Annotated in this window: 19 protein-coding genes and 1 tRNA gene; 18 read left to right on the forward strand and 2 right to left on the reverse strand. The window is 69.4% G+C overall.

Translation table 11 applies throughout. From position 1 onward, the window contains the following. Positions 1-16 precede the first annotated feature (16 nt). Positions 17-1,246, reverse strand: coding sequence for a pyridoxal phosphate-dependent aminotransferase (locus AC07FN_RS33190; RefSeq protein WP_478399167.1), 1,230 nt, complete (start codon positions 1,244-1,246; stop codon positions 17-19). 205 nt (positions 1,247-1,451) lie between these two features. Between AC07FN_RS33190 and AC07FN_RS33195 the strand changes: the two genes are divergently transcribed. The 5 genes from AC07FN_RS33195 (at position 1,452) to rplA (ending at position 4,292) form a co-directional block, all read left to right on the forward strand. Next, positions 1,452-1,524 (forward strand) — tRNA-Trp (locus tag AC07FN_RS33195). A gap of 30 nt (positions 1,525-1,554) precedes the next feature. Beyond that, positions 1,555-1,965, forward strand: coding sequence for a preprotein translocase subunit SecE (gene secE, locus AC07FN_RS33200; RefSeq protein ID WP_478399168.1), 411 nt, complete (start codon positions 1,555-1,557; stop codon positions 1,963-1,965). Positions 1,966-2,047: 82 nt separating this feature from the next. Next, entirely contained in the window at positions 2,048-2,911 is an 864-nt protein-coding gene (gene nusG / locus AC07FN_RS33205) for a transcription termination/antitermination protein NusG (RefSeq protein WP_478399169.1), read from the forward strand. Positions 2,912-3,067: 156 nt separating this feature from the next. Beyond that, on the forward strand, positions 3,068-3,502 hold the full coding sequence (rplK, locus tag AC07FN_RS33210) for a 50S ribosomal protein L11 (protein WP_358608342.1): 435 nt from the start codon (positions 3,068-3,070) through the stop codon (positions 3,500-3,502). A gap of 82 nt (positions 3,503-3,584) precedes the next feature. After that, positions 3,585-4,292 carry a 50S ribosomal protein L1 gene (rplA, locus tag AC07FN_RS33215; RefSeq protein WP_132490298.1) on the forward strand — a complete coding sequence of 236 codons (708 nt, stop codon included), beginning with the start codon at positions 3,585-3,587 and terminating at the stop codon, positions 4,290-4,292. 93 nt (positions 4,293-4,385) lie between these two features. Here rplA and AC07FN_RS33220 read toward each other — a convergent pair whose 3' ends face one another. Further along, positions 4,386-5,204 carry a hypothetical protein gene (locus tag AC07FN_RS33220; RefSeq protein ID WP_478399170.1) on the reverse strand — a complete coding sequence of 273 codons (819 nt, stop codon included), beginning with the start codon at positions 5,202-5,204 and terminating at the stop codon, positions 4,386-4,388. Positions 5,205-5,531: 327 nt separating this feature from the next. Here AC07FN_RS33220 and rplJ point away from each other — a divergent pair, with 327 nt between their 5' ends. The 13 genes from rplJ (at position 5,532) to AC07FN_RS33285 (ending at position 18,045) form a co-directional block, all read left to right on the forward strand. Beyond that, positions 5,532-6,059, forward strand: coding sequence for a 50S ribosomal protein L10 (gene rplJ / locus AC07FN_RS33225; protein ID WP_132490296.1), 528 nt, complete (start codon positions 5,532-5,534; stop codon positions 6,057-6,059). Between the two features lie 87 nt (positions 6,060-6,146). Beyond that, positions 6,147-6,530, forward strand: a complete 384-nt coding sequence (gene rplL, locus AC07FN_RS33230; RefSeq protein ID WP_093265703.1) for a 50S ribosomal protein L7/L12 — start codon at positions 6,147-6,149, stop codon at positions 6,528-6,530. A 258-nt stretch (positions 6,531-6,788) separates the two neighbouring features. Further along, positions 6,789-7,976: an ABC transporter ATP-binding protein gene (locus AC07FN_RS33235; protein ID WP_478399171.1), complete on the forward strand. Its 1,188-nt coding sequence runs from the start codon at positions 6,789-6,791 to the stop codon at positions 7,974-7,976. A 56-nt stretch (positions 7,977-8,032) separates the two neighbouring features. Beyond that, positions 8,033-8,764, forward strand: coding sequence for an MlaE family ABC transporter permease (locus tag AC07FN_RS33240; protein WP_478399192.1), 732 nt, complete (start codon positions 8,033-8,035; stop codon positions 8,762-8,764). A 7-nt stretch (positions 8,765-8,771) separates the two neighbouring features. Next, positions 8,772-9,611 (forward strand): MlaE family ABC transporter permease, encoded by an 840-nt coding sequence (locus AC07FN_RS33245; RefSeq protein ID WP_132490288.1) that lies wholly within the window; start codon positions 8,772-8,774, stop codon positions 9,609-9,611. Further along, positions 9,608-10,957 (forward strand): MCE family protein, encoded by a 1,350-nt coding sequence (locus tag AC07FN_RS33250; RefSeq protein ID WP_478399172.1) that lies wholly within the window; start codon positions 9,608-9,610, stop codon positions 10,955-10,957. Before AC07FN_RS33245 ends, AC07FN_RS33250 begins: the two co-directional genes overlap by 4 nt. Next, positions 10,954-11,979 carry an MCE family protein gene (locus AC07FN_RS33255; protein WP_478399173.1) on the forward strand — a complete coding sequence of 342 codons (1,026 nt, stop codon included), beginning with the start codon at positions 10,954-10,956 and terminating at the stop codon, positions 11,977-11,979. Before AC07FN_RS33250 ends, AC07FN_RS33255 begins: the two co-directional genes overlap by 4 nt. Then, positions 11,976-12,956, forward strand: a complete 981-nt coding sequence (locus AC07FN_RS33260; RefSeq protein WP_478399174.1) for an MCE family protein — start codon at positions 11,976-11,978, stop codon at positions 12,954-12,956. Before AC07FN_RS33255 ends, AC07FN_RS33260 begins: the two co-directional genes overlap by 4 nt. Further along, positions 12,953-14,143 (forward strand): MCE family protein, encoded by a 1,191-nt coding sequence (locus tag AC07FN_RS33265; protein ID WP_478399175.1) that lies wholly within the window; start codon positions 12,953-12,955, stop codon positions 14,141-14,143. Before AC07FN_RS33260 ends, AC07FN_RS33265 begins: the two co-directional genes overlap by 4 nt. Positions 14,144-14,262: 119 nt before the next feature. Then, positions 14,263-15,393, forward strand: coding sequence for an MCE family protein (locus tag AC07FN_RS33270; RefSeq protein WP_478399176.1), 1,131 nt, complete (start codon positions 14,263-14,265; stop codon positions 15,391-15,393). Then, on the forward strand, positions 15,393-16,496 hold the full coding sequence (locus AC07FN_RS33275; RefSeq protein WP_478399177.1) for an MlaD family protein: 1,104 nt from the start codon (positions 15,393-15,395) through the stop codon (positions 16,494-16,496). Before AC07FN_RS33270 ends, AC07FN_RS33275 begins: the two co-directional genes overlap by 1 nt. 12 nt (positions 16,497-16,508) lie before the next feature. Beyond that, a complete protein-coding gene (locus tag AC07FN_RS33280) occupies positions 16,509-17,036 on the forward strand; it encodes a hypothetical protein (RefSeq protein ID WP_478399178.1) in 528 nt (175 codons plus the stop codon). A 37-nt stretch (positions 17,037-17,073) separates the two neighbouring features. Continuing rightward, complete coding sequence (locus AC07FN_RS33285) at positions 17,074-18,045, forward strand: hypothetical protein (protein ID WP_478399179.1); 972 nt, start codon at positions 17,074-17,076, stop codon at positions 18,043-18,045. The last annotated feature ends 92 nt before the right edge of the window (positions 18,046-18,137 follow it).

The raw sequence follows: 18,137 nt of genomic DNA on the forward strand, positions 1-18,137 counted from the left end.
TTCGCGTGTTGCGGGACTACTTGGCTTCGCCGAGGAGTTCCGCCATCCGGGTCACGCCGGTGACGAGGTCTTCGTCACCGAGGGCGTAGGACAGGCGGAAGTAGCCCGGGGTGCCGAATGCCTCGCCCGGGACCACCGCGACCTCCGCCTGCTCCAGGACCAGGCTCGCCAGCTCCACGCTGGTCTCCGGGCGGACGCCGCGGATCTCCTTGCCCAGCAGGCCCTTGACCGACGGGTACGCGTAGAACGCGCCCTGCGGCTCCGGGCAGCTGACGCCGGGGATCGCCGAGAGCAGCTCGACGATCTTGCGGCGGCGGCGGTCGAACGCCGAGCGCATCTCCGCGACGGCGTCCAGGGAGCCGCTGACGGCCTCCAGAGCGGCCCGCTGCGAGACGTTGGCGACGTTGGACGACAGGTGCGACTGCAGGTTCCCGGCCGCCTTGATGACGTCCGGCGGGCCGATCATCCAGCCCACCCGCCAGCCGGTCATGGCGTAGGTCTTGGCGACCCCGTTGAGCACCACGCAGGTGTCCGCGAGCTCCGGGACCACGGCGGGCATCGACACGTGCCGGGCGTCGCCGTAGACCAGGTGCTCGTAGATCTCGTCGGTGACCACCCAGATGCCGTGCTCGACCGCCCAGCGACCGATCGCCTCGACCTGCTCCGGCGGGTAGATCGCGCCGGTCGGGTTGGACGGCGAGTTGAACAGCAGCACCTTGGTGCGCGGCGTCCGCGCGGCCTCCAGCTGCTCGACGGAAACCAGGTAGCCGGTCGACTCGTCGGCGGGCACCACCACCGGAACTCCACCCGGCAGGGTGATCGCCTCCGGGTAGGTGGTCCAGTACGGGGCGGGCAGCAGGACCTCGTCGCCCGGGTCGAGCAGCGTCTGGAACGCCTGATAGACGGCCTGCTTGCCGCCGTTGGTCACCAGCACCTGACTGGCCTGCACGGTGTAGGCGGAGTCACGCAGCGTCTTCGCGGCGATGGCCTCGCGCAGCTCCGGCAGGCCGGCCGCCGGGCTGTAGCGGTGGTTCTTCGGGTCGGAGCAGGCGGCGATGGCGGCATCCACGATCGGCTGCGGCGTCGGGAAGTCCGGCTCGCCGGCGCCGAACCCGATCACCGGTCGGCCGGCCGCCTTGAGCGCCTTCGCCTTGGCGTCGACGGCCAGCGTGGCGGACTCGCTGATCCCGCCGATCCGCGCGGACACCCGCGCCCTGGTCTCTTGGTCTGTCTGAGGTGCGGCCATGCTTGCATCCTGACAGACGCGGCGTGTCGTCGAACACGCTCCCCACCTGCGGCGGAGTTGTTCACGACCCGGCTCAGGGGGTGCCGTTGGAGCAAGGTCGTCGGCGTGCCGTACACTTTCGAACCTGGATGCCTGAACACCGTGGAACCCCGGTTCCAAGGCCGGTGGCGGGCGTCCTGAATGCGGTCGAGCTCCAGGGCCGCAAAGGGGTGTAGCTCAATTGGCAGAGCAGCGGTCTCCAAAACCGCAGGTTGCAGGTTCAAGTCCTGTCACCCCTGCGTCGATGCGACGGTGAGCGGAGGATGGGCGTGAGCGAGGACCGCGAGCAGGAGCAGGACGGAGCGCGCGACGACGCAGCCCGTCCGTCCAGCGCCGCGGCGCGGCGCGAGCGCCGTGCCTCCGCCCGTCCGGCCGGCCGCAAGGGCCGGTCCGGTGAGTCGGGTTCGGCCGGAACGAACTCGGCGCGCACAACTGAGTCGAAGGGTCGGCCCACCCCGTCGCGGGATGGCCGGCAGGGTCGGGTTTCGCTGTTCCGGAAGATCGGACGCTTCCTGCGCGAGGTCGTCGCCGAACTGCGCAAGGTCATCTGGCCGACGCGCAAGGCGCTGGCGACCTACACCCTCGTGGTGCTGGTCTTCGTCAGCATCATGGTGGCGTTCGTCGCCGGCGTGGACGTGCTCTTCGCCAAGGGAGTGGGCTGGCTGTTCGGCTCCGGCTGAACGGCTGCGGGCCCGCCCTAGGTGGTGCCGGCGGCGGAACGACGACCCGGCACGCAACGCACGAGAGGAAGCGAGACCGACTGTGACCTCCCACGAGGGCCAGGAATCCACCGGCCTCACCGACGAGCAGGTGCAGCCCGAGGCCGCGGAGGCCGAGGCGACCGCCGACTCGGTCGACGCAGTCGAATCCGCGGACAGCGCCGACTCCGGCGAGGACATCGACTCGGCCGACCAGGCCGAGGAGTCGGCCGAGGACGCCGACGAAACCGGTGAGGAAGGCGAAGCCGGCGAGGAAGCGGCCGGCGAAGAAGTGGCCGCGGAAGAAGTGGCCGCCGAAGCGGACCCGGTCGAGGAGCTGCGCGCGGCGCTGCGGCGCGCCCCCGGCGACTGGTACGTCGTGCACTCCTACGCGGGCTACGAGAACAAGGTCAAGACCAACCTCGAAACGCGGGCCCAGACGCTCGACGTCGAGGACTTCATCTTCCAGGTCGAGGTGCCGACCGAAGAGGTCACCGAGATCAAGAACGGCCAGCGCAAGCTGGTGCAGCGCAAGGTGCTGCCCGGCTACATCCTGGTCCGGATGGAGCTCAACGACGCGTCCTGGAGCGCGGTGCGCAACACGCCGGGCGTCACCGGCTTCGTCGGCGCCACCTCCAAGCCGTCGCCGCTGACCATCGACGACGTGCTGAAGTTCCTGGCGCCGCAGGTCGAGGAGAAGAAGGCCGAACCGGGCAAGAAGGCCGCCGCTTCGGCCGCCGCCAAGCCCTCGGTCGAGGTCGACTTCGAGGTCGGCGAGTCCGTCACCGTCATGGACGGGCCGTTCGCGACCCTGCCCGCGACGATCAACGAGGTCAACCCGGACGCCCAGAAGCTCAAGGTGCTGGTGTCGATCTTCGGCCGCGAAACGCCGGTTGAGCTTTCGTTCAGCCAGGTTTCCAAGATCTGACCGTTCTCCCGCGGTGCGGGAGTGCGGCGGCTGCGCGCGGATCTGGCAGGACCCGTGCGCAGAACCGGGCGAAGCCACCGTTTCGTGGTCTCGCCGATTCGGCTCCGCCACTAGGCGGGGCCGGGCAACCGGATAGCGAAGACACAGGAAGCAAACATGCCGCCCAAGAAGAAGAAGCTCGCAGCGATCATCAAGCTGCAGATCCAGGCCGGCCAGGCCAACCCGGCCCCGCCGGTCGGCCCGGCGCTGGGTCAGCACGGCGTCAACATCATGGAGTTCTGCAAGGCCTACAACGCCGCCACGGAGAACCAGCGTGGCAACGTCGTGCCGGTCGAGATCTCCGTGTTCGAAGACCGCTCCTTCAGCTTCGCGCTGAAGACCCCGCCGGCGGCCAGGCTGCTGCTCAAGGCGGCGGGCGTGGCCAAGGGCAGCGGCGAGCCGCACAAGACCAAGGTCGGCAAGGTCTCCATGGACCAGGTCCGCGAGATCGCGCAGACCAAGATGGCCGACCTCAACGCCAACGACATCGACCAGGCCGCCAAGATCATCGCGGGCACCGCCCGGTCGATGGGCCTGACGGTCGAGGGCTGACCCAGCCGGACGGCTGGCAGTGTGGGAGGGCTCCAGCGCAGCCCGACCAACCACAACTGATCCACCTGCGATAGGGACAGAAATGGCAAAGCGCAGCAAGGCATATCAGCAGGCGGCCGAGCTGATCGATCGCGCGCGGCTGTACGCGCCGACGGAGGCCGCCGAGCTGGCCAAGAAGACCGCCAAGGTCAAGTACGACGCCACCGTCGAGGTGGCGCTGCGGCTGGGCGTCGACCCCCGCAAGGCAGACCAGATGGTCCGCGGCACCGTGAACCTGCCGCACGGCACTGGTAAGACTGCCCGCGTCATCGTGTTCGCCGTCGGGGACAAGGCCGCCGAGGCCGAGGCCGCCGGTGCGGACGCGGTTGGTTCCGAGGACCTGATCGAGCGCATTCAGGGCGGCTGGCTCGATTTCGACGCGGCGATCGCCACCCCGGACCAGATGGCCAAGGTCGGCAAGATCGCTCGGGTGCTCGGCCCGCGCGGCCTGATGCCGAACCCGAAGACCGGCACCGTCACTCCGAACGTCACCAAGGCGATCACGGAGATCAAGGGCGGCAAGATCAACTTCCGCGTCGACAAGCAGGCCAACCTGCACTTCATCATCGGCAAGGCGTCGTTCGACACCGAGAAGCTGGTGGAGAACTACGCGGCTGCGCTGGACGAGATCCTGCGCGCGAAGCCGTCGGCGTCGAAGGGCCGGTACCTGAAGAAGGTCACCTTCACGACCACGATGGGCCCGGGCATCCCGGTCGACCCGAACGCGACCCGGATCACGGCCTCGGCCTGATCCCGGAGTTCCGCTGAAAGGGCGGGCCACCCCACCAGGGGCGGCCCGCCCTTTCGCGTCGAAGGCCCAATTCCGGGCAATATCGGAAACTCGCTAGCCGCCGCAGCTCTCGGCCTGGAGGGCGTAGGCGCTGATCGTCCAGCCGCCGTCCGATTGCTGGGTGAGCTTGAAGGTGCCGAGGCGGGGACCGCCGTTGACCTGCACGCGGCAGCCGAGGACCTGGGCCTCCTGGCCGATCTCGGTCACCGCGTTGTGGTCGAACTTGGGGTTCGCGTACGCGTTCGGGTCGGTGATCTGCTCGTGCACCTGGCGCGCCGCGGTGGCGCAGTCCGGGGCTTGGTAGGCGCCGGCGAAGCCGGACTTGCCATCCGCGTCGAACAGCTCGCAGGTCCGTTCCGGGCCCGCCCCGCGCAGGTAGTTGTAGACGCTGCGCACCGCCTGCTGGGGGTTCGTCGACTTCACCGGCACCGAGTCGGCCGGTATGCCGCCGTTGCCGTTGCCGTTGCCGCCTCCGGTGCTGCCGAACCAGGAGGTCATCACGCTGTTGTACAGGTAGTTGAGCAGCAGGAGCGCCAGCAGCAGGTAGATCAGGCGGCGGACCGTCTTGTAGCGCAGCAGGCCCAGGGCCCGCTTCCACCAGGCCTTCTTCGGCATCGTCGGAGTCGCCGCCAGGGGCGCCGCCGGCGGTGGGACCGCTACTTCCCCGTCCTGGGACCGCTGCCATTCGCGGAACTTCTGGAACTCCAGGAATTGCTGGTACTGGCGGAACTCCGCGTCGTCCGCCGGCTGCTGCGGGCGGGCCGGTGCGTCGGCCTCGACGACCTCGCTGTCCACCACCTCGGCGTCGACGACCTCCGCGGTGCGCGGTTTCTCCGGCAGGTTCGGGCGGGGCGACTCGTGCTGATCAGCCACGCACCACATGATGCCCGGCCGTCGCGTCCAGGTCACGACCGGTGACCGCCGGAAAGCAGGACCGGGGGTGGTTGGTGGGCCCCGGGGCGGGTCGCGTACGCTGGTCGAGGTTCCACCCAAGACCGCTGGTCTTCTCCGCGCCCCGCCAGGGGTGGGGAGAACGAAGGTCCCGTGAGATGCGGGCGGCCCGCGCAGGAGGGACGAGGCTATCCGTGCGCGCGCTGCGCGCCCATGATCTTGACGCCCCGTGCTTCCCTGCGCCGGGGCGTTTTGTCGTCTCAGGACCGACTGGATGCGGATCACAGCCGGAAATAGAGAGGAGGCGACATGGCGAAGCCCGACAAGGTTGATGCGGTCACTGAGATCGCGGACAAGTTCAGCAACTCGACCGCTGCGGTCGTGACCGAGTACCGCGGGCTGTCCATGGCGCAGCTGTCTGAGCTGCGTCGTGCCCTCGGTGCGGGCACCTCGTACCGTGTCGCGAAGAACACGCTGGTCAAGCGTGCCGCCGAGCAGTCCGGCGTCGAGGGCCTCGACGACCTGTTCGTCGGCCCGACCGCGATCGCCTTCGTCGAGGGCGAGCCGGTCGACGCGGCCAAGGCTCTGCGTGAATTCGCCAAGGACAACAAGGCCCTGGTGATCAAGGGCGGTTACATGGACGGCCGCGCGCTGTCCGTGTCCGAGGTCGAGGGCATTGCCGACCTCGACTCCCGTGAGGTCACCCTGGCCAAGCTGGCCGGTGCCATGAAGGCCAAGATGGGCCAGGCCGCCGCGCTGTTCGCCGCGCCGGCGTCCCAGGTGGCTCGGTTGGCCGCCGCTCTGCAGGAGAAGAAGAGCGGCGAAGCCGACGCCTGAGTCCCTATGGGATGCGGTTGTCGGTTGCAAGAACTCCCCACCCGGGTACTTCCCGTTCCCGGGCACTGAACTGAAAGGAACGCCGCCGTGGCGAAGCTGAGCAACGATGAGCTGTTGGACGTCTTCAAGGAGATGACCCTCCTGGAGCTGTCGGAGTTCGTGAAGCAGTTCGAGGAGACCTTCGACGTCACCGCCGCCGCCCCGGCCGCCATCGTGGCGGGCCCGGCCGGCGCCGCTGCCCCGGCCGCCGAGGAGCAGGACGAGTTCGACGTCATCCTCGAGGGTGCTGGCGAGAAGAAGATCCAGGTCATCAAGGTCGTCCGTGAGATCGTCTCCGGCCTGGGCCTGAAGGAGGCCAAGGAGCTGGTCGAGGGCGCTCCGAAGCCGATCCTGGAGAAGGTCGAGAAGGAGAAGGCCGAAGAGGTCAAGGCCAAGCTGGAAGAGGCCGGCGCTTCGGTCTCCGTCAAGTGAGCATCTGACTGACGGTAAAAGGGCGAGCACTCGCGGTTGCGAGTACTCGCCCTTTTTGCTGTCCCGGAAAGAAGAATCGCTTTTACCGGACGAATCCTGTGGTTTCCCGAATCGAAGTGAACTGGCGAGTAACCCGTTCGCGTCAGGCTCGTTGCATAGGTGTGACGCCGATGACCTTCGTTAAGCGCGTCACATGTGCCAGGCTGCCTCACCGGGGTTACCCCCGATGCGGTTAATTCGAGGAACGCGGAGGTGCGGATGGGCGTCGAGGTGGTTGTCGACGGACTGTCGAAGTCCTTCGGCGCGCAGACCATCTGGCGGGACGTCACTCTGACGCTTCCTCCCGGCGAGATCAGCGTGCTGCTCGGGCCTTCCGGGACCGGGAAGTCGGTGTTCCTGAAGTCCCTGGTCGGCTTGTTGAAGCCGGAGCAGGGCAAGGTGGTCATCAACGGCACGGACATCTGCACCTGCTCGGAGCGCGAGCTCTACGAGATCCGGAAGATGTTCGGCGTGCTGTTCCAGGACGGCGCGCTGTTCGGGTCGATGAACCTCTACGACAACATCGCGTTCCCGCTCCGCGAGCACACCCGCAAGGGCGAGTCCGAGATCCGCGACCTGGTGCTCGAGAAAATGGAGATGGTCGGTCTCCTCGGCGCGGAGGAAAAGCTTCCCGGCGAGATCTCCGGCGGTATGCGCAAGCGCGCCGGGCTGGCCCGCGCGCTGGTGCTGGACCCCGAGATCATCCTGGTCGACGAGCCCGACTCCGGGCTGGACCCCGTCCGCACCGTGTTGCTGAACCAGCTGATCGTCGACCTGAACGCGCAGATCGACGCCACGATTCTGATCGTCACGCACGACATCAACACCGCCCGGACGGTGCCGGACAACATCGGCATGCTCTACCGCCGGAACCTGGTGATGTTCGGGCCGCGCGAGGTGCTGCTGACCTCGGCCGAGCCGGTGGTGGTGCAGTTCCTCAACGGGCGCGCCGACGGGCCGATCGGCATGAGCGAGGAGAAGGACATCGGGCCGTCCGAGCTGGCGCGGCTGAGCGAGCTCGCCGTGCCGCCGATGATGGCGCAGCTGGAGGTCTCGCCGGGGATGCCGGAGCGGACCGCGGTGCGCCGCCGCAAGGACCGGGTGCTGCGCCAGCTGCGGACGCTGAACCCGTCGGCGCAGCAGGAGATCCTCAAGACGCTGACCCCGGACGAGCTGGCGCTCTACGGTTTTTCCACGCCCGCGACCGGCGCGTGGCCGCAGCAGACCGAGCCGGTGCAGGCGGCGGCCCCGGACCGGCTCCCGCCGGCGGCGGTCGCCGACGTGCCGCCGCAGCAGGCGCGCCCGACGCCCCACCCCCGGCAGCCGGAGGCGACGCCGTGGGATGGGGAGGAGCCGGTCGAGTCGTCGCGGCGCCGCTGGTTCGGCCGCAAGCGGGGTGAGTCGTGAGTTCGCCGTCCCAGGCGCGGTTCCCGGGTGCGGGCGGGCTTCGGGAGACCGGCCGCATGTTCGCGCTGGCGCTCGACGTGGTGCGGGCGATGCGCAGCCGCCCGTTCCAGATCCGTGAGTTCATCCAGCAGTGCTGGTTCATCGCCAGCGTGACGATCCTGCCGACCGCGCTGGTGTCGATCCCGTTCGGCGCGGTGATCGCGCTCCAGCTCGGCTCGCTGACCAGGCAGATCGGCGCCCAGTCGTTCACCGGCGCGGCGAGCGTGCTGGCGATCATCCAGCAGGCCAGCCCGATCGTGACCGCGCTGCTGATCGCGGGGGCCGGCGGTTCGGCGATCTGCGCGGACCTCGGCTCCCGGAAGATCCGCGACGAGATCGACGCGATGGAGGTTCTGGGGATCTCGCCGATCCAGCGGCTGGTGGTGCCGCGGGTGCTGGCCGCGATGCTGGTGGCGCTGCTGCTCAACGGCATGGTCAGCGTCGTCGGCGTGCTCGGCGGCTACACGTTCAACGTGATCATGCAGGGCGGCACGCCCGGCGCGTACATGGCGAGCTTCAACGCGCTGGCACAGCTGTCCGACCTGTGGATCGGCGAGCTGAAGGCGGTGATCTTCGGGTTCCTGGCCGGCGTGGTGGCCGCCTACCGCGGCCTGCACCCGCCGCCGGGACCGAAGGGCGTCGGGGACGCGGTGAACCAATCGGTGGTGATCACCTTCCTGCTCCTGTTCGCCGTGAACTTCGTCCTGACGACGCTCTACCTGCAACTGGTCCCGCCAAAGGGAATGTGACGGGGACATGGTGACCATCTCGCAGCGCGCGAAGCGCGCGGCCCGGCGGCCGCTGGTGATGCTGGACGACCTGGGTGACCAGATGTCGTTCTACCTGCGCTCGCTGGCGTGGATTCCGCGGGCGATCGCCCGCTACGCGAAGGAGACGCTGCGGCTGCTGGCCGAGGTCAGCTTCGGCAGCGGCGCGTTGGCGGTGATCGGCGGCACGGTCGGCGTGATGATCGGCCTGACGCTGTTCACCGGCACCGTGGTCGGCCTGCAGGGCTTCGCGGCGCTGGACCAGCTCGGCACCTCGGCGTTCGCCGGCTTCGTCTCCGCGTACTTCAACACCCGCGAGATCGCGCCGCTGGTCGCCGGGCTCGCGCTGTCGGCGACGGTCGGCTCCGGCTTCACCGCGCAGCTGGGCGCGATGCGGATCTCCGACGAGATCGACGCGCTGGAAGTCATGGGCGTGCCGAGCCTGCCGTACCTGGTGACGACCCGCGTGATCGCCGGGTTCATCGCGGTGATCCCGCTGTACGTGCTGGGCCTGCTCACGTCGTACATCGCCGCCCGCGCGGTCACGATCTACATCTACGGCCAGTCCGCGGGCACCTACGACCACTACTTCAACCTGTTCCTGCCGCCCGAGGACGTGTTGTGGTCCTTCGGGAAGGTGCTCGTCTTCAGCGTGGTGGTGATCATGACGCACTGCTACTACGGCTACCGCGCCAGCGGCGGCCCGGCCGGTGTCGGCATCGCGGTGGGTCGCGCGGTGCGGACCGCGATCGTGACCACCGCGCTCCTCGACTTCTTCCTCAGCCTCGCGATCTGGGGCACCACGACGACGGTTCGGATCACGGGATGAGCACGCGAAGCGCGTTGACGACGCTCCGGCGCCGCGCCCTCGGCTTGGCGTTGCTGATGAGCATGGTGCTGTTCATCGGGTTGACCGTGGCGATCTACCAGAAGGCCTTCGCGTCCAGCGTGGACGTCGTGCTGAAGGCGCCGTCGACCGGGAACCAGCTGCTGCCCGAGTCGGACGTGAAGGTGCGCGGCATGGTCGTCGGCCGGGTGGTGAGCGTGACGTCCACAGGGGACGGTGCGGAGCTGCGGCTGGCGCTGGACCCGGAGCGGGCCGAGCAGCTGCCGTCGAACGTGTCGGCGCGGCTGCTGCCGCGGACGCTCTTCGGCGAGCGGTACGTGTCGCTGGAGCTGCCGGCGCAGGCGTCGACCACGACGCTGGCCTCCGGTGACGTGATCGAGCAGGACCGCACCAGCGCGGGTATCGAGCTGGAGCAGGTGCTGTCCGACACGATGCCGGTGCTGCAGGCGGTCCACCCGGACGACCTGGCCGTGACGCTGAACGCGCTGGACCAGGCATTGGCCGGGCGCGGCAAGCCGCTGGGCGAGACGCTGTCGCAGCTGAACACCTACCTGGACGGGCTCAACCCGTCGGTGCCGGACCTCAAGGAGAACCTGCAGGAGCTGGTCGGCGTCGCGCAGACCTACGAGCAGGCCGCGCCGGACGTGCTGGAGGCGCTGGACAACTTCAGCACCACCGCCCGGACCCTGGTGGCGCAGCGGGAGAACCTGACCGCGCTCACCTCGCAGCTGACCACCAGCTCCGGTGATCTGACCGGCTTCCTGCGGGACAACCGGCAGAACATCATCCAGCTCGGCGACGCGCAGCGGCCGACGCTGGACGTGCTGGCCAAGTACGCGCCCGAGTACCCGTGCTTCCTGCAGGAGATGGCGGAGTTCGTGCCGCGGATGCGGCAGGTGCTGGGCGAGGGGTCCGCCGAGCCGGGCCTGCACATCACCCTGGAGGTCGTCGCGACCCGCGGCAAGTACCGGCCGAACCAGGACGAACCGGAGTTCGCCGACAAGCGCGGCCCGCGCTGCTACAACTTCATGCCGCTGCCCGATCCGGTGCCGGAGTACCCGCCGGACGGGCCGTACAAGGACGGCTCGGTTCCGCCGCCCGCTTCCCGGCCGGCCGACGGCGGCCTGAACCCGCCGTCGATGGGCCAGGGCTACCTGCCCGCCGGCACCTCGCCGCAGTCCGCGACCTGGGTGAACTCCCCGGCCGAGCGGGACATGGTGGCGGTGCTGCTGGCGCCCGCGGTGGGCCGCCCGGCGAGCGAGGTGCCGGACTGGGGCTCGCTGCTGGTCGGGCCCGTGCTTCGCGGAGCGGAGGTGAGCTACCGGTGAACGGCCGCAGCATCGTCGCGCCACTGGTGAAGTTCCTGATCTTCGTGCTGGTCACCGTGCTGGCCACCGGGTTGCTGATGCTGACCATCGCCAACCAGGACCTGCGCGCGTCGGAGTCCTACACGGCGCGGTTCACCGACGTCACCAACCTCAACGAGGGCGACGAGGTGCGCATCTCCGGGGTCAAGGTCGGCCAGGTGGAGAGCATCGAGGTGGTCGACCGGCGGCTCGCCGAGGTGCGGTTCAACGTGTCGGACCGGCGGCTGCCGGGCTCGGTGACCGCCACCATCAAGTACCGGAACCTGGTGGGCCAGCGGTACATCGCGCTGGAGCAGGGCGCGGGCGATTCCAGCGGAGTCCTGGCCCCGGGCGGCGAGATCCCGCTGGAGCGCACCAAGCCGGCGCTGGACCTGACCGTGCTGCTGGGCGGGTTCAAGCCGCTGTTCCAGGCGCTCTCCCCGGAGGACGTGAACAAGCTGTCCTACGAGATCATCCAGGTGCTGCAGGGCGAGGGCGGCACGGTGGAGAGCCTGCTGGCCCACACCGCCTCGCTGACCTCCACGATCGCCTCCCGCGACCAGGTGATCGGGCAGGTCATCGACAACCTCAACGGCGTGCTGGACACCGTCAACGCCCGCGACCAGCAGCTGTCCGAGCTCATCGGCCAGCTGCAGCAGGTGGTGTCGGGGCTGTCCGCCGACCGGGATTCGATCGGCTCCGCGATCACCGCGATGGACGGCCTGACGAACAGCACCGCGGGCCTGCTGACCGAGGCGCGACCGGGGCTGCAGCAGGACATCGCGGGTCTCGGTGAGCTGTCGAAGAACCTCAACGACCACGAGCAGCTGACCGAGCAGGTGCTGCAGAACATGCCCGGCAAGCTCGAAACGATCGGCCGGACGGCCAGCCACGGCTCCTGGTTCAACTTCTACTCGTGCAAGATGAGCGGCACGGTGGGCGTCGGCGACCTGAACCTGCCGCTGCCGCTGATGCCGGTGACGCAGCCGAGGTGCCAGCGATGACCGCATTCTCCCAGCGCGATCCGCTCAAGATCGGCATTGCCGGCCTCCTGGCGCTGGTGCTGATGTTCCTGCTCGCGCTGAACTTCGAGCGCCTGCCGTTCATCGGCGGCACCACCTACACCGCGCAGTTCACCGAGGCCGCGGGGCTGCGGCCGGACAGCGAGGTGCGCATCGCCGGGGTGAAGGTCGGCACCGTCTCGGACGTCGAGATCGAGGACGACCACGTGCTGGTCAGCTTCCGGGTCGGCGACGCGTGGCTGGGCGACCACACCACCGCCGCGATCCGGATCAAGACGCTGCTCGGCCAGAAGTACCTGGCGCTGGACCCGCAGGGCGGCGAGGAACTGTCGCCGTCCGAGCCGATCCCGCTGCAGCGCACCGTGTCGCCCTACGACGTCATCGAGGCCTTCAGCGACCTCTCGACCACTGTGGACAAGATCGACACCGGGCAGCTCGCGGAGAGCTTCCGCACGCTCTCCGACACGTTCAAGGGCACGCCGGACGAGGTCAGCGGCGCGCTGGACGGGTTGTCGCAGCTGTCGCGCACCATCTCCTCGCGCGACGAGCAGCTGGAGCAGCTGCTGAACAACACCTCGCAGGTGTCGAAGACGATCGCCGACCGCAATGCCGACTTCGAGAAGCTGCTGGCCGACGGCAACCTGCTGCTGCAGGAGATCCGGGCGCGGCGGGATTCGATCAGCGGCCTGCTGGACGGCACCCGCGCGTTGTCCCAGCAGCTCAGCGGGCTGGTCGACGACAACAACGCGCAGATCGGCCCGGCGCTGCAGCAGCTGGACCGGGTCACCAAGATGCTGCAGCGCAACCAGGACAACCTGAACCGCAGCCTCGAGATGTTCGCCCCGTTCACCAGGTACTTCTCCAACGTGCTGGGCAACGGCCGCTGGTTCGACACCTACATCTGCGGCCTGCTGCCGCCCGCCATCGGTCCGATCAACCAGAAGGGCTGCCAGCCATGACCAGCGCACGCCCGTCGCTGACCAGGACGCTGTCGATCGCCGTGGTGGTCGTGCTCGCCGCGACCCTCGGGGTGTGGTGGCTGTTCTACGGCGCCGCCGAGCGGAAGGTCACCGCGTACTTCCACGCCGCCGTGGGCATCTACCCGGGCGGTGACGTGCGGATCCTCGGGGTTCCGGTGGGCACCGTCGACGAGGTCGTGCCGCAGGGTCAGGTGGTGCGCGTCGTGATGAGCGTGGACCGCGACGTGAAGGTGCCCGCAGACGCGGGCGCGGTGGCGGTCGCGCCGAGCGTGGTCAGCGACCGGTACGTGCAGCTCGCCCCCGTCTACCGGGGCGGGCCGGAGCTGGCGGACGGCGCGGTGATCCCGAAGGAGCGCACCGCGACTCCGGTGGAGCTGGACCAGATCTACCGCAGCCTCAACGACATCACGACCGCGCTGGGGCCCGACGGCGCCAACGCCGACGGCGCGCTGACCGACCTGCTCAACACCAGCGCGGCGAACCTCGACGGCAACGGGAAGGCGCTGTCGGAGACCATCCGCAACCTCGGTGAGGTCGGCACCACGTTGTCCGGCAACAGCGATCAGCTGTTCGCCACCGTCGACAACGTGCAGCGGTTCACCACGATGCTGGCCGGGAACGACGACCAGGTGCGCCGGTTCAACACGCAGATGCAGCAGGTCAGCTCGCTGCTGGCGGGCGAGCGCGAGGACATGAGCGCGGCGCTGGCGGAGCTGGCCGTGGCGCTGGGCAAGGTCGAGTCCTTCGTGCGGGACAACCGGGGCCTGGTGAAGTCCAACGTGGACCAGTTGAACGCGGTGGCGAACGTGCTGGTGGAGCAGAAGGCAGCGCTCAGCGAGTCGCTGAACAACGCACCGCTGGCGCTGAGCAACCTCAACAACGCCTACAACGGCGCGGCCGGAACGCTGGACGTCCGCGCGAACTTCAACGAGCTGAACCAGCCGCCGGTGGTGGCGGTGTGCAAGATGCTGCAGCAGCACAACCCGGCGGACCTGCCGAAGGACGTCAGCGACGCGTGCAAGTCGCTGCAGCCGATCCTCGACGGCGTGGTGAAGCTGCCCACCCCGGCGGAAACCCTCAACGCCATCCAGAACGGCAAGCTCCCGCCGCTGCCGCTTCCGCTCTCCGACGCGAGCGGCACCCGAACCGCGGGAGGTACCCGGTGAAGGGACTGTTTCCGACGCAATTTCCATTGAAATCGAACCTTCGATTTCAATGGAAATTGCGGACCCGCTCGGGGCGGGCACGGTCGTCGTTGCGGCGTGGTCCGAAGGTCGGGGCCGCCGTGCTGGCTCTCGTCGTGCTCGGCGGGTGCGGTTCGCAGGGCGTCTACGACATGCCGCTGCCCGGCGGCGCCGACCTCGGCAGCGACCCCTACGAGGTCAAGGTGCGCTTCGCCGACGTGCTGGACCTGGTGCCCAACGCCGGGGTGCGGGTCAACGACGTGCCGGTCGGCCGGGTGTCGACCATCGGCCTCGCCCCCGACTCCTGGCAGGCCGAGGTGACGGTGCAGGTCAACGGCGACGTCAAGCTGCCGGCCAACGCGACCGCCCGGGTTCGGCAGTCCAGCCTGCTCGGCGAGAAGTACGTCGAGCTCGCCGGCCCGCCGCAGGGGCAGTCCGCCGTCGGCCGCCTCGCCGACGGTGCCCTGATCGGCCTCGACCGCACCGGCCGCAACCCCGAGGTGGAAGAGGTGCTCGGCGCGCTGTCCATGCTGCTCAACGGCGGTGGCGTGGCGCAGCTGCAGAACATCACCAAGGAGCTCAACGCCGCGCTGGAGGGCCGCGAGTCCGACGTCCGCAGCCTGCTGTCCAATTTGGACGAACTGGTCGCCGGGCTGGACGCGCAGCGCGACGACATCACGCGGGCGCTGGACAGCATCAACCGGCTCAGCGCCCGGCTCGACGAGCAGCGCGGAAGCATCGACACCGCGCTGCGCGACCTGGAACCGGGGCTGCGGGTGCTCAACGAGCAGCGCACCCAGCTGGTCACCATGCTGCAGTCGCTCGACGAGCTCTCCGGCGTCGGCACGGACGTGGTCAACAAGTCCCGCGACGACCTGGTGCACAACCTCAACCAGCTCGCCCCGGCACTGAACCAGCTGGCCGCGGCGGGCGAGAGCCTGCCGAAGTCGCTGGAGGTGCTCGTCTCGTTCCCGTTCCCGGACAACGCGGTCGACGGCATCGGCAACAGCGACTTCACCAACCTCTACGCCAACGTGGACCTGAACCTCACCCACGTGCTGGAGAACCTCGGTCGCAGCCGGCAGCCGCTGATCCCGCTGCCGGACGCCCTGAGGTCCATCCCGCTGCCGCTGACGCCGCAGGCGCCGCCGGAGCAGCCCGCGCAACCGCCGGCCGAGCCGGAGCGCGAATCCGGTGGCCTGCTGGGCTCCTTGCTGGGAGGTGGCCGCTGATGCTCACCCGTCGAGTGCGCCTGCAGATCATCGCGTTCGTCGCGATCGCCCTGGTCGGCGTCAGCTACGCCGGAGCCCGCTACGCGGGCCTGGACCGGCTGTTCGGCCCGCGCGGCTACGTGGTGACGCTGCAACTCGCCGACACCGGCGGCGTCTTCAACAACGCCGAGGTCACCTACCGCGGGGTGCCGGTCGGCCGGGTCGGCGACCTTGAGCTGACCGGCACCGGCGTGGAGGTGCCGCTGGACATCGAGTCCAGCGCGCCGCGGATCCCGCGCGACGTGCAGGCGGTGGTGACCAACCGGTCCGCGGTCGGCGAGCAGTACGTCGACCTGCGGCCCAAGAGCGACAACGGTCCGTTCCTGGCGGACGGTTCGGTGATCGCGCAGGAATCCGCGACCACGCCGCTGCCGGTGGAAAGCCTGATAACCAACCTGGACGCGTTCGCGAACTCGGTGCCGGAGGAGTCGCTGCGCACCGTGGTCAGCGAGCTCGGCACGGCGTTCCGCGACAACGGCGGCAACCTGCAGACCATCTTGGACACCAGTCGCGAGTTCACCGCCGCCGCGCAGGAGCACTTGCCGCAGACGGTGCAGTTGCTCCAGGACGGCAAGACGGTCCTGGCCACCCAGAACGAGCAGGGCTCGGCGATCAGGTCGTTCGGCGAAGACCTGCGGCTGCTGTCGGAGTCGGTGAAGAACTCCGACGGCGACCTGCGCGCGGTGATCGAGCGCGCCCCGCCGGCGGCCCGCCAGATCAGCGCGCTCCTGCAGGAGAACCAGCAGCTGAGCCCGCTGCTGGCGAACCTGACGACCACCTCGCGGGTCATGGCCAAGCGCGTCGACGGCATCGAGCAAATCATGACGCTGTACCCGGCGATCGTCACCGCCAGCAACACAGTGGTGCCCGGCGACGGCACCGCGCACTTCGGCCTGGTGCTCAACGTGTTCGACCCGCTGCCCTGCACCAAGGGCTACGAGTCGACCGAGCGGCGCGCCGGCGACGACTTCCGCGAGATGCCGCTGAACCCCAACGCGCACTGCGCGGAGCCCCGGGGCAGTGACACGTCGGTCCGCGGCGCGCAGAATGCACCGGGACAGTAGGAGGAGGCGGACATGACCACCGGAACCGCTGAGCGGAAGCGCCCGGTCCTGGCCCTGATCACGGGCCTGACGCTGCTCGCGATCGGCGTGGTGGCCAGCCTGTTCTTCGGCGTCACCTGGGCGCTGGCCGGCAACAGCGACTCGGTCGCCCGCGCGGAGGTGCGGGACGCGGCGCTGCACGACGGGACGAGCGCGATCATCAGCTTCAACAGCCTCGACTACCGGGATGTGGACGGCGGCCTGAAGCGCTGGGAGGACAACTCGACCGGCCCGCTGCGAGACGAGATCCGGCAGGGCCGGCAGAACTACGCGACCCAGATCACCCAGGCCAAGAGCAGCACCACGGCCCGGGTGCTCGACGCCGGGATCGTCGAGCTCGACGAGAACGCGGGCAAGGCCCGGATGATCGCCGTGGTGCAGGTGACGGTCACCATCGAGGGCCAGCAGCCGACCAACAAGCAGGACCGCTACCAGGCCGAGCTCACCCGCGAAGGCGAGACCTGGAAGCTCAGCGGGCTCGGCACCGTGCCGGTCGGCTGAACGGCGACACTCGCAAGCAATTCGAGGAGTGCAGTCAGTGCCAAGCAACCGCCGCAAGACCCCCACCCGCCGTCCCAAGGTGGCGGGCCTGCGCAACCGCGAAACCCTGCTCGGCGACGCCCTCCAGGAGGAGGCCCGGGAAGCCCGGCGCACCGCGGCGGAGCGGCAGGCTGCCAACGGGACTGCGAAGCGCGAGCCGGATGCCCCGCGCGGCGGGTCCGCCGAAGCCGCGCCGGAGCGCAGCGACGTCGCACCGGCGGCCGGTTCGGTGCAGCCGACCGTCGAGGTCGGCGAAGCCGATGTGGCGGAGCGCAGCTCCGAGGAGCGTGGCTCGGGGGAGCGTGGCTCGGGGGAGCGTGGCGAGGCCGTTTCCGCGGAGCGCGGCGAAGCGACCGGGGCGGAGGAGGGGTCTAGCGGCGTAGCCGCGGCCCCGTACGACGCGCAGCAGGCGTGGAGCGGGGCGCAGCCCGGCGTCGCGTCCGGCGCGGCACCGTCCGGCAAGACGTCGTCGACGGGCCTGGCATGGACGATCTGGATCCTCGCGGTCCTGTTCGTCGGAGCGGCGGTGTTCCTCGGCATCAAGGCGTTCGATGCGCGGTACTCCGGGGCCGGGGCCAACCAGGCGCTGGTCTCGGCCGGGGCCACCAGCGAGGTCAACGGCCAGATCAGCGATGCCGTGGAGAAGGTGTTCTCCTACGACTTCAACGACACGGGCAAGACCGAGGCCGCCGCGCGGGACCTGCTGGTCGGCTCGGCGGTGCAGAAGTACGACGACCTCTTCAAGGTGGTCCGGGAGCAGGCCCCGCAGCAGCAGCTGATCGTCACCACGACGGTGAAGAACAGCGCGGTGACGAGGCTGCAGGGCGACCGCGCCGAGCTCCTGCTGTTCGTCGACCAGCACGCGATGCGCGCCAACACCGGCGAGAGCAACGTCGGCCCGGCCCAGATCTCGGTGAGCGCCGAGAAGCAGGGCGAGAAGTGGAAGATCACCCAGATCACCCTGCGTTGACCGACGCCGCGAGCCCCCAGGGCCGCCGTTTTCGCGCGAAAGCGGCGCACGGCACACCAGAACGATCACGAGGAGCTGCGCCCGGCGCCGCT

Source organism: Saccharopolyspora sp. NPDC045941, from assembly GCF_056431445.1.

Bases quoted from the DNA above. Each gene is read 5' to 3' on its own strand.
- AC07FN_RS33190 (WP_478399167.1), bottom strand. From the start codon at position 1,246: ATGGCCGCACCTCAGACAGACCAAGAGACCAGGGCGCGGGTGTCCGCG.
- rplK (WP_358608342.1), top strand. From the start codon at position 3,068: ATGCCGCCCAAGAAGAAGAAGCTCGCAGCGATCATCAAGCTGCAGATC.
- rplA (WP_132490298.1), top strand. From the start codon at position 3,585: ATGGCAAAGCGCAGCAAGGCATATCAGCAGGCGGCCGAGCTGATCGAT.
- rplJ (WP_132490296.1), top strand. From the start codon at position 5,532: ATGGCGAAGCCCGACAAGGTTGATGCGGTCACTGAGATCGCGGACAAG.
- AC07FN_RS33235 (WP_478399171.1), top strand. From the start codon at position 6,789: ATGGGCGTCGAGGTGGTTGTCGACGGACTGTCGAAGTCCTTCGGCGCG.
- AC07FN_RS33240 (WP_478399192.1), top strand. From the start codon at position 8,033: ATGTTCGCGCTGGCGCTCGACGTGGTGCGGGCGATGCGCAGCCGCCCG.
- AC07FN_RS33245 (WP_132490288.1), top strand. From the start codon at position 8,772: ATGGTGACCATCTCGCAGCGCGCGAAGCGCGCGGCCCGGCGGCCGCTG.
- AC07FN_RS33250 (WP_478399172.1), top strand. From the start codon at position 9,608: ATGAGCACGCGAAGCGCGTTGACGACGCTCCGGCGCCGCGCCCTCGGC.
- AC07FN_RS33260 (WP_478399174.1), top strand. From the start codon at position 11,976: ATGACCGCATTCTCCCAGCGCGATCCGCTCAAGATCGGCATTGCCGGC.
- AC07FN_RS33265 (WP_478399175.1), top strand. From the start codon at position 12,953: ATGACCAGCGCACGCCCGTCGCTGACCAGGACGCTGTCGATCGCCGTG.
- AC07FN_RS33275 (WP_478399177.1), top strand. From the start codon at position 15,393: ATGCTCACCCGTCGAGTGCGCCTGCAGATCATCGCGTTCGTCGCGATC.
- AC07FN_RS33280 (WP_478399178.1), top strand. From the start codon at position 16,509: ATGACCACCGGAACCGCTGAGCGGAAGCGCCCGGTCCTGGCCCTGATC.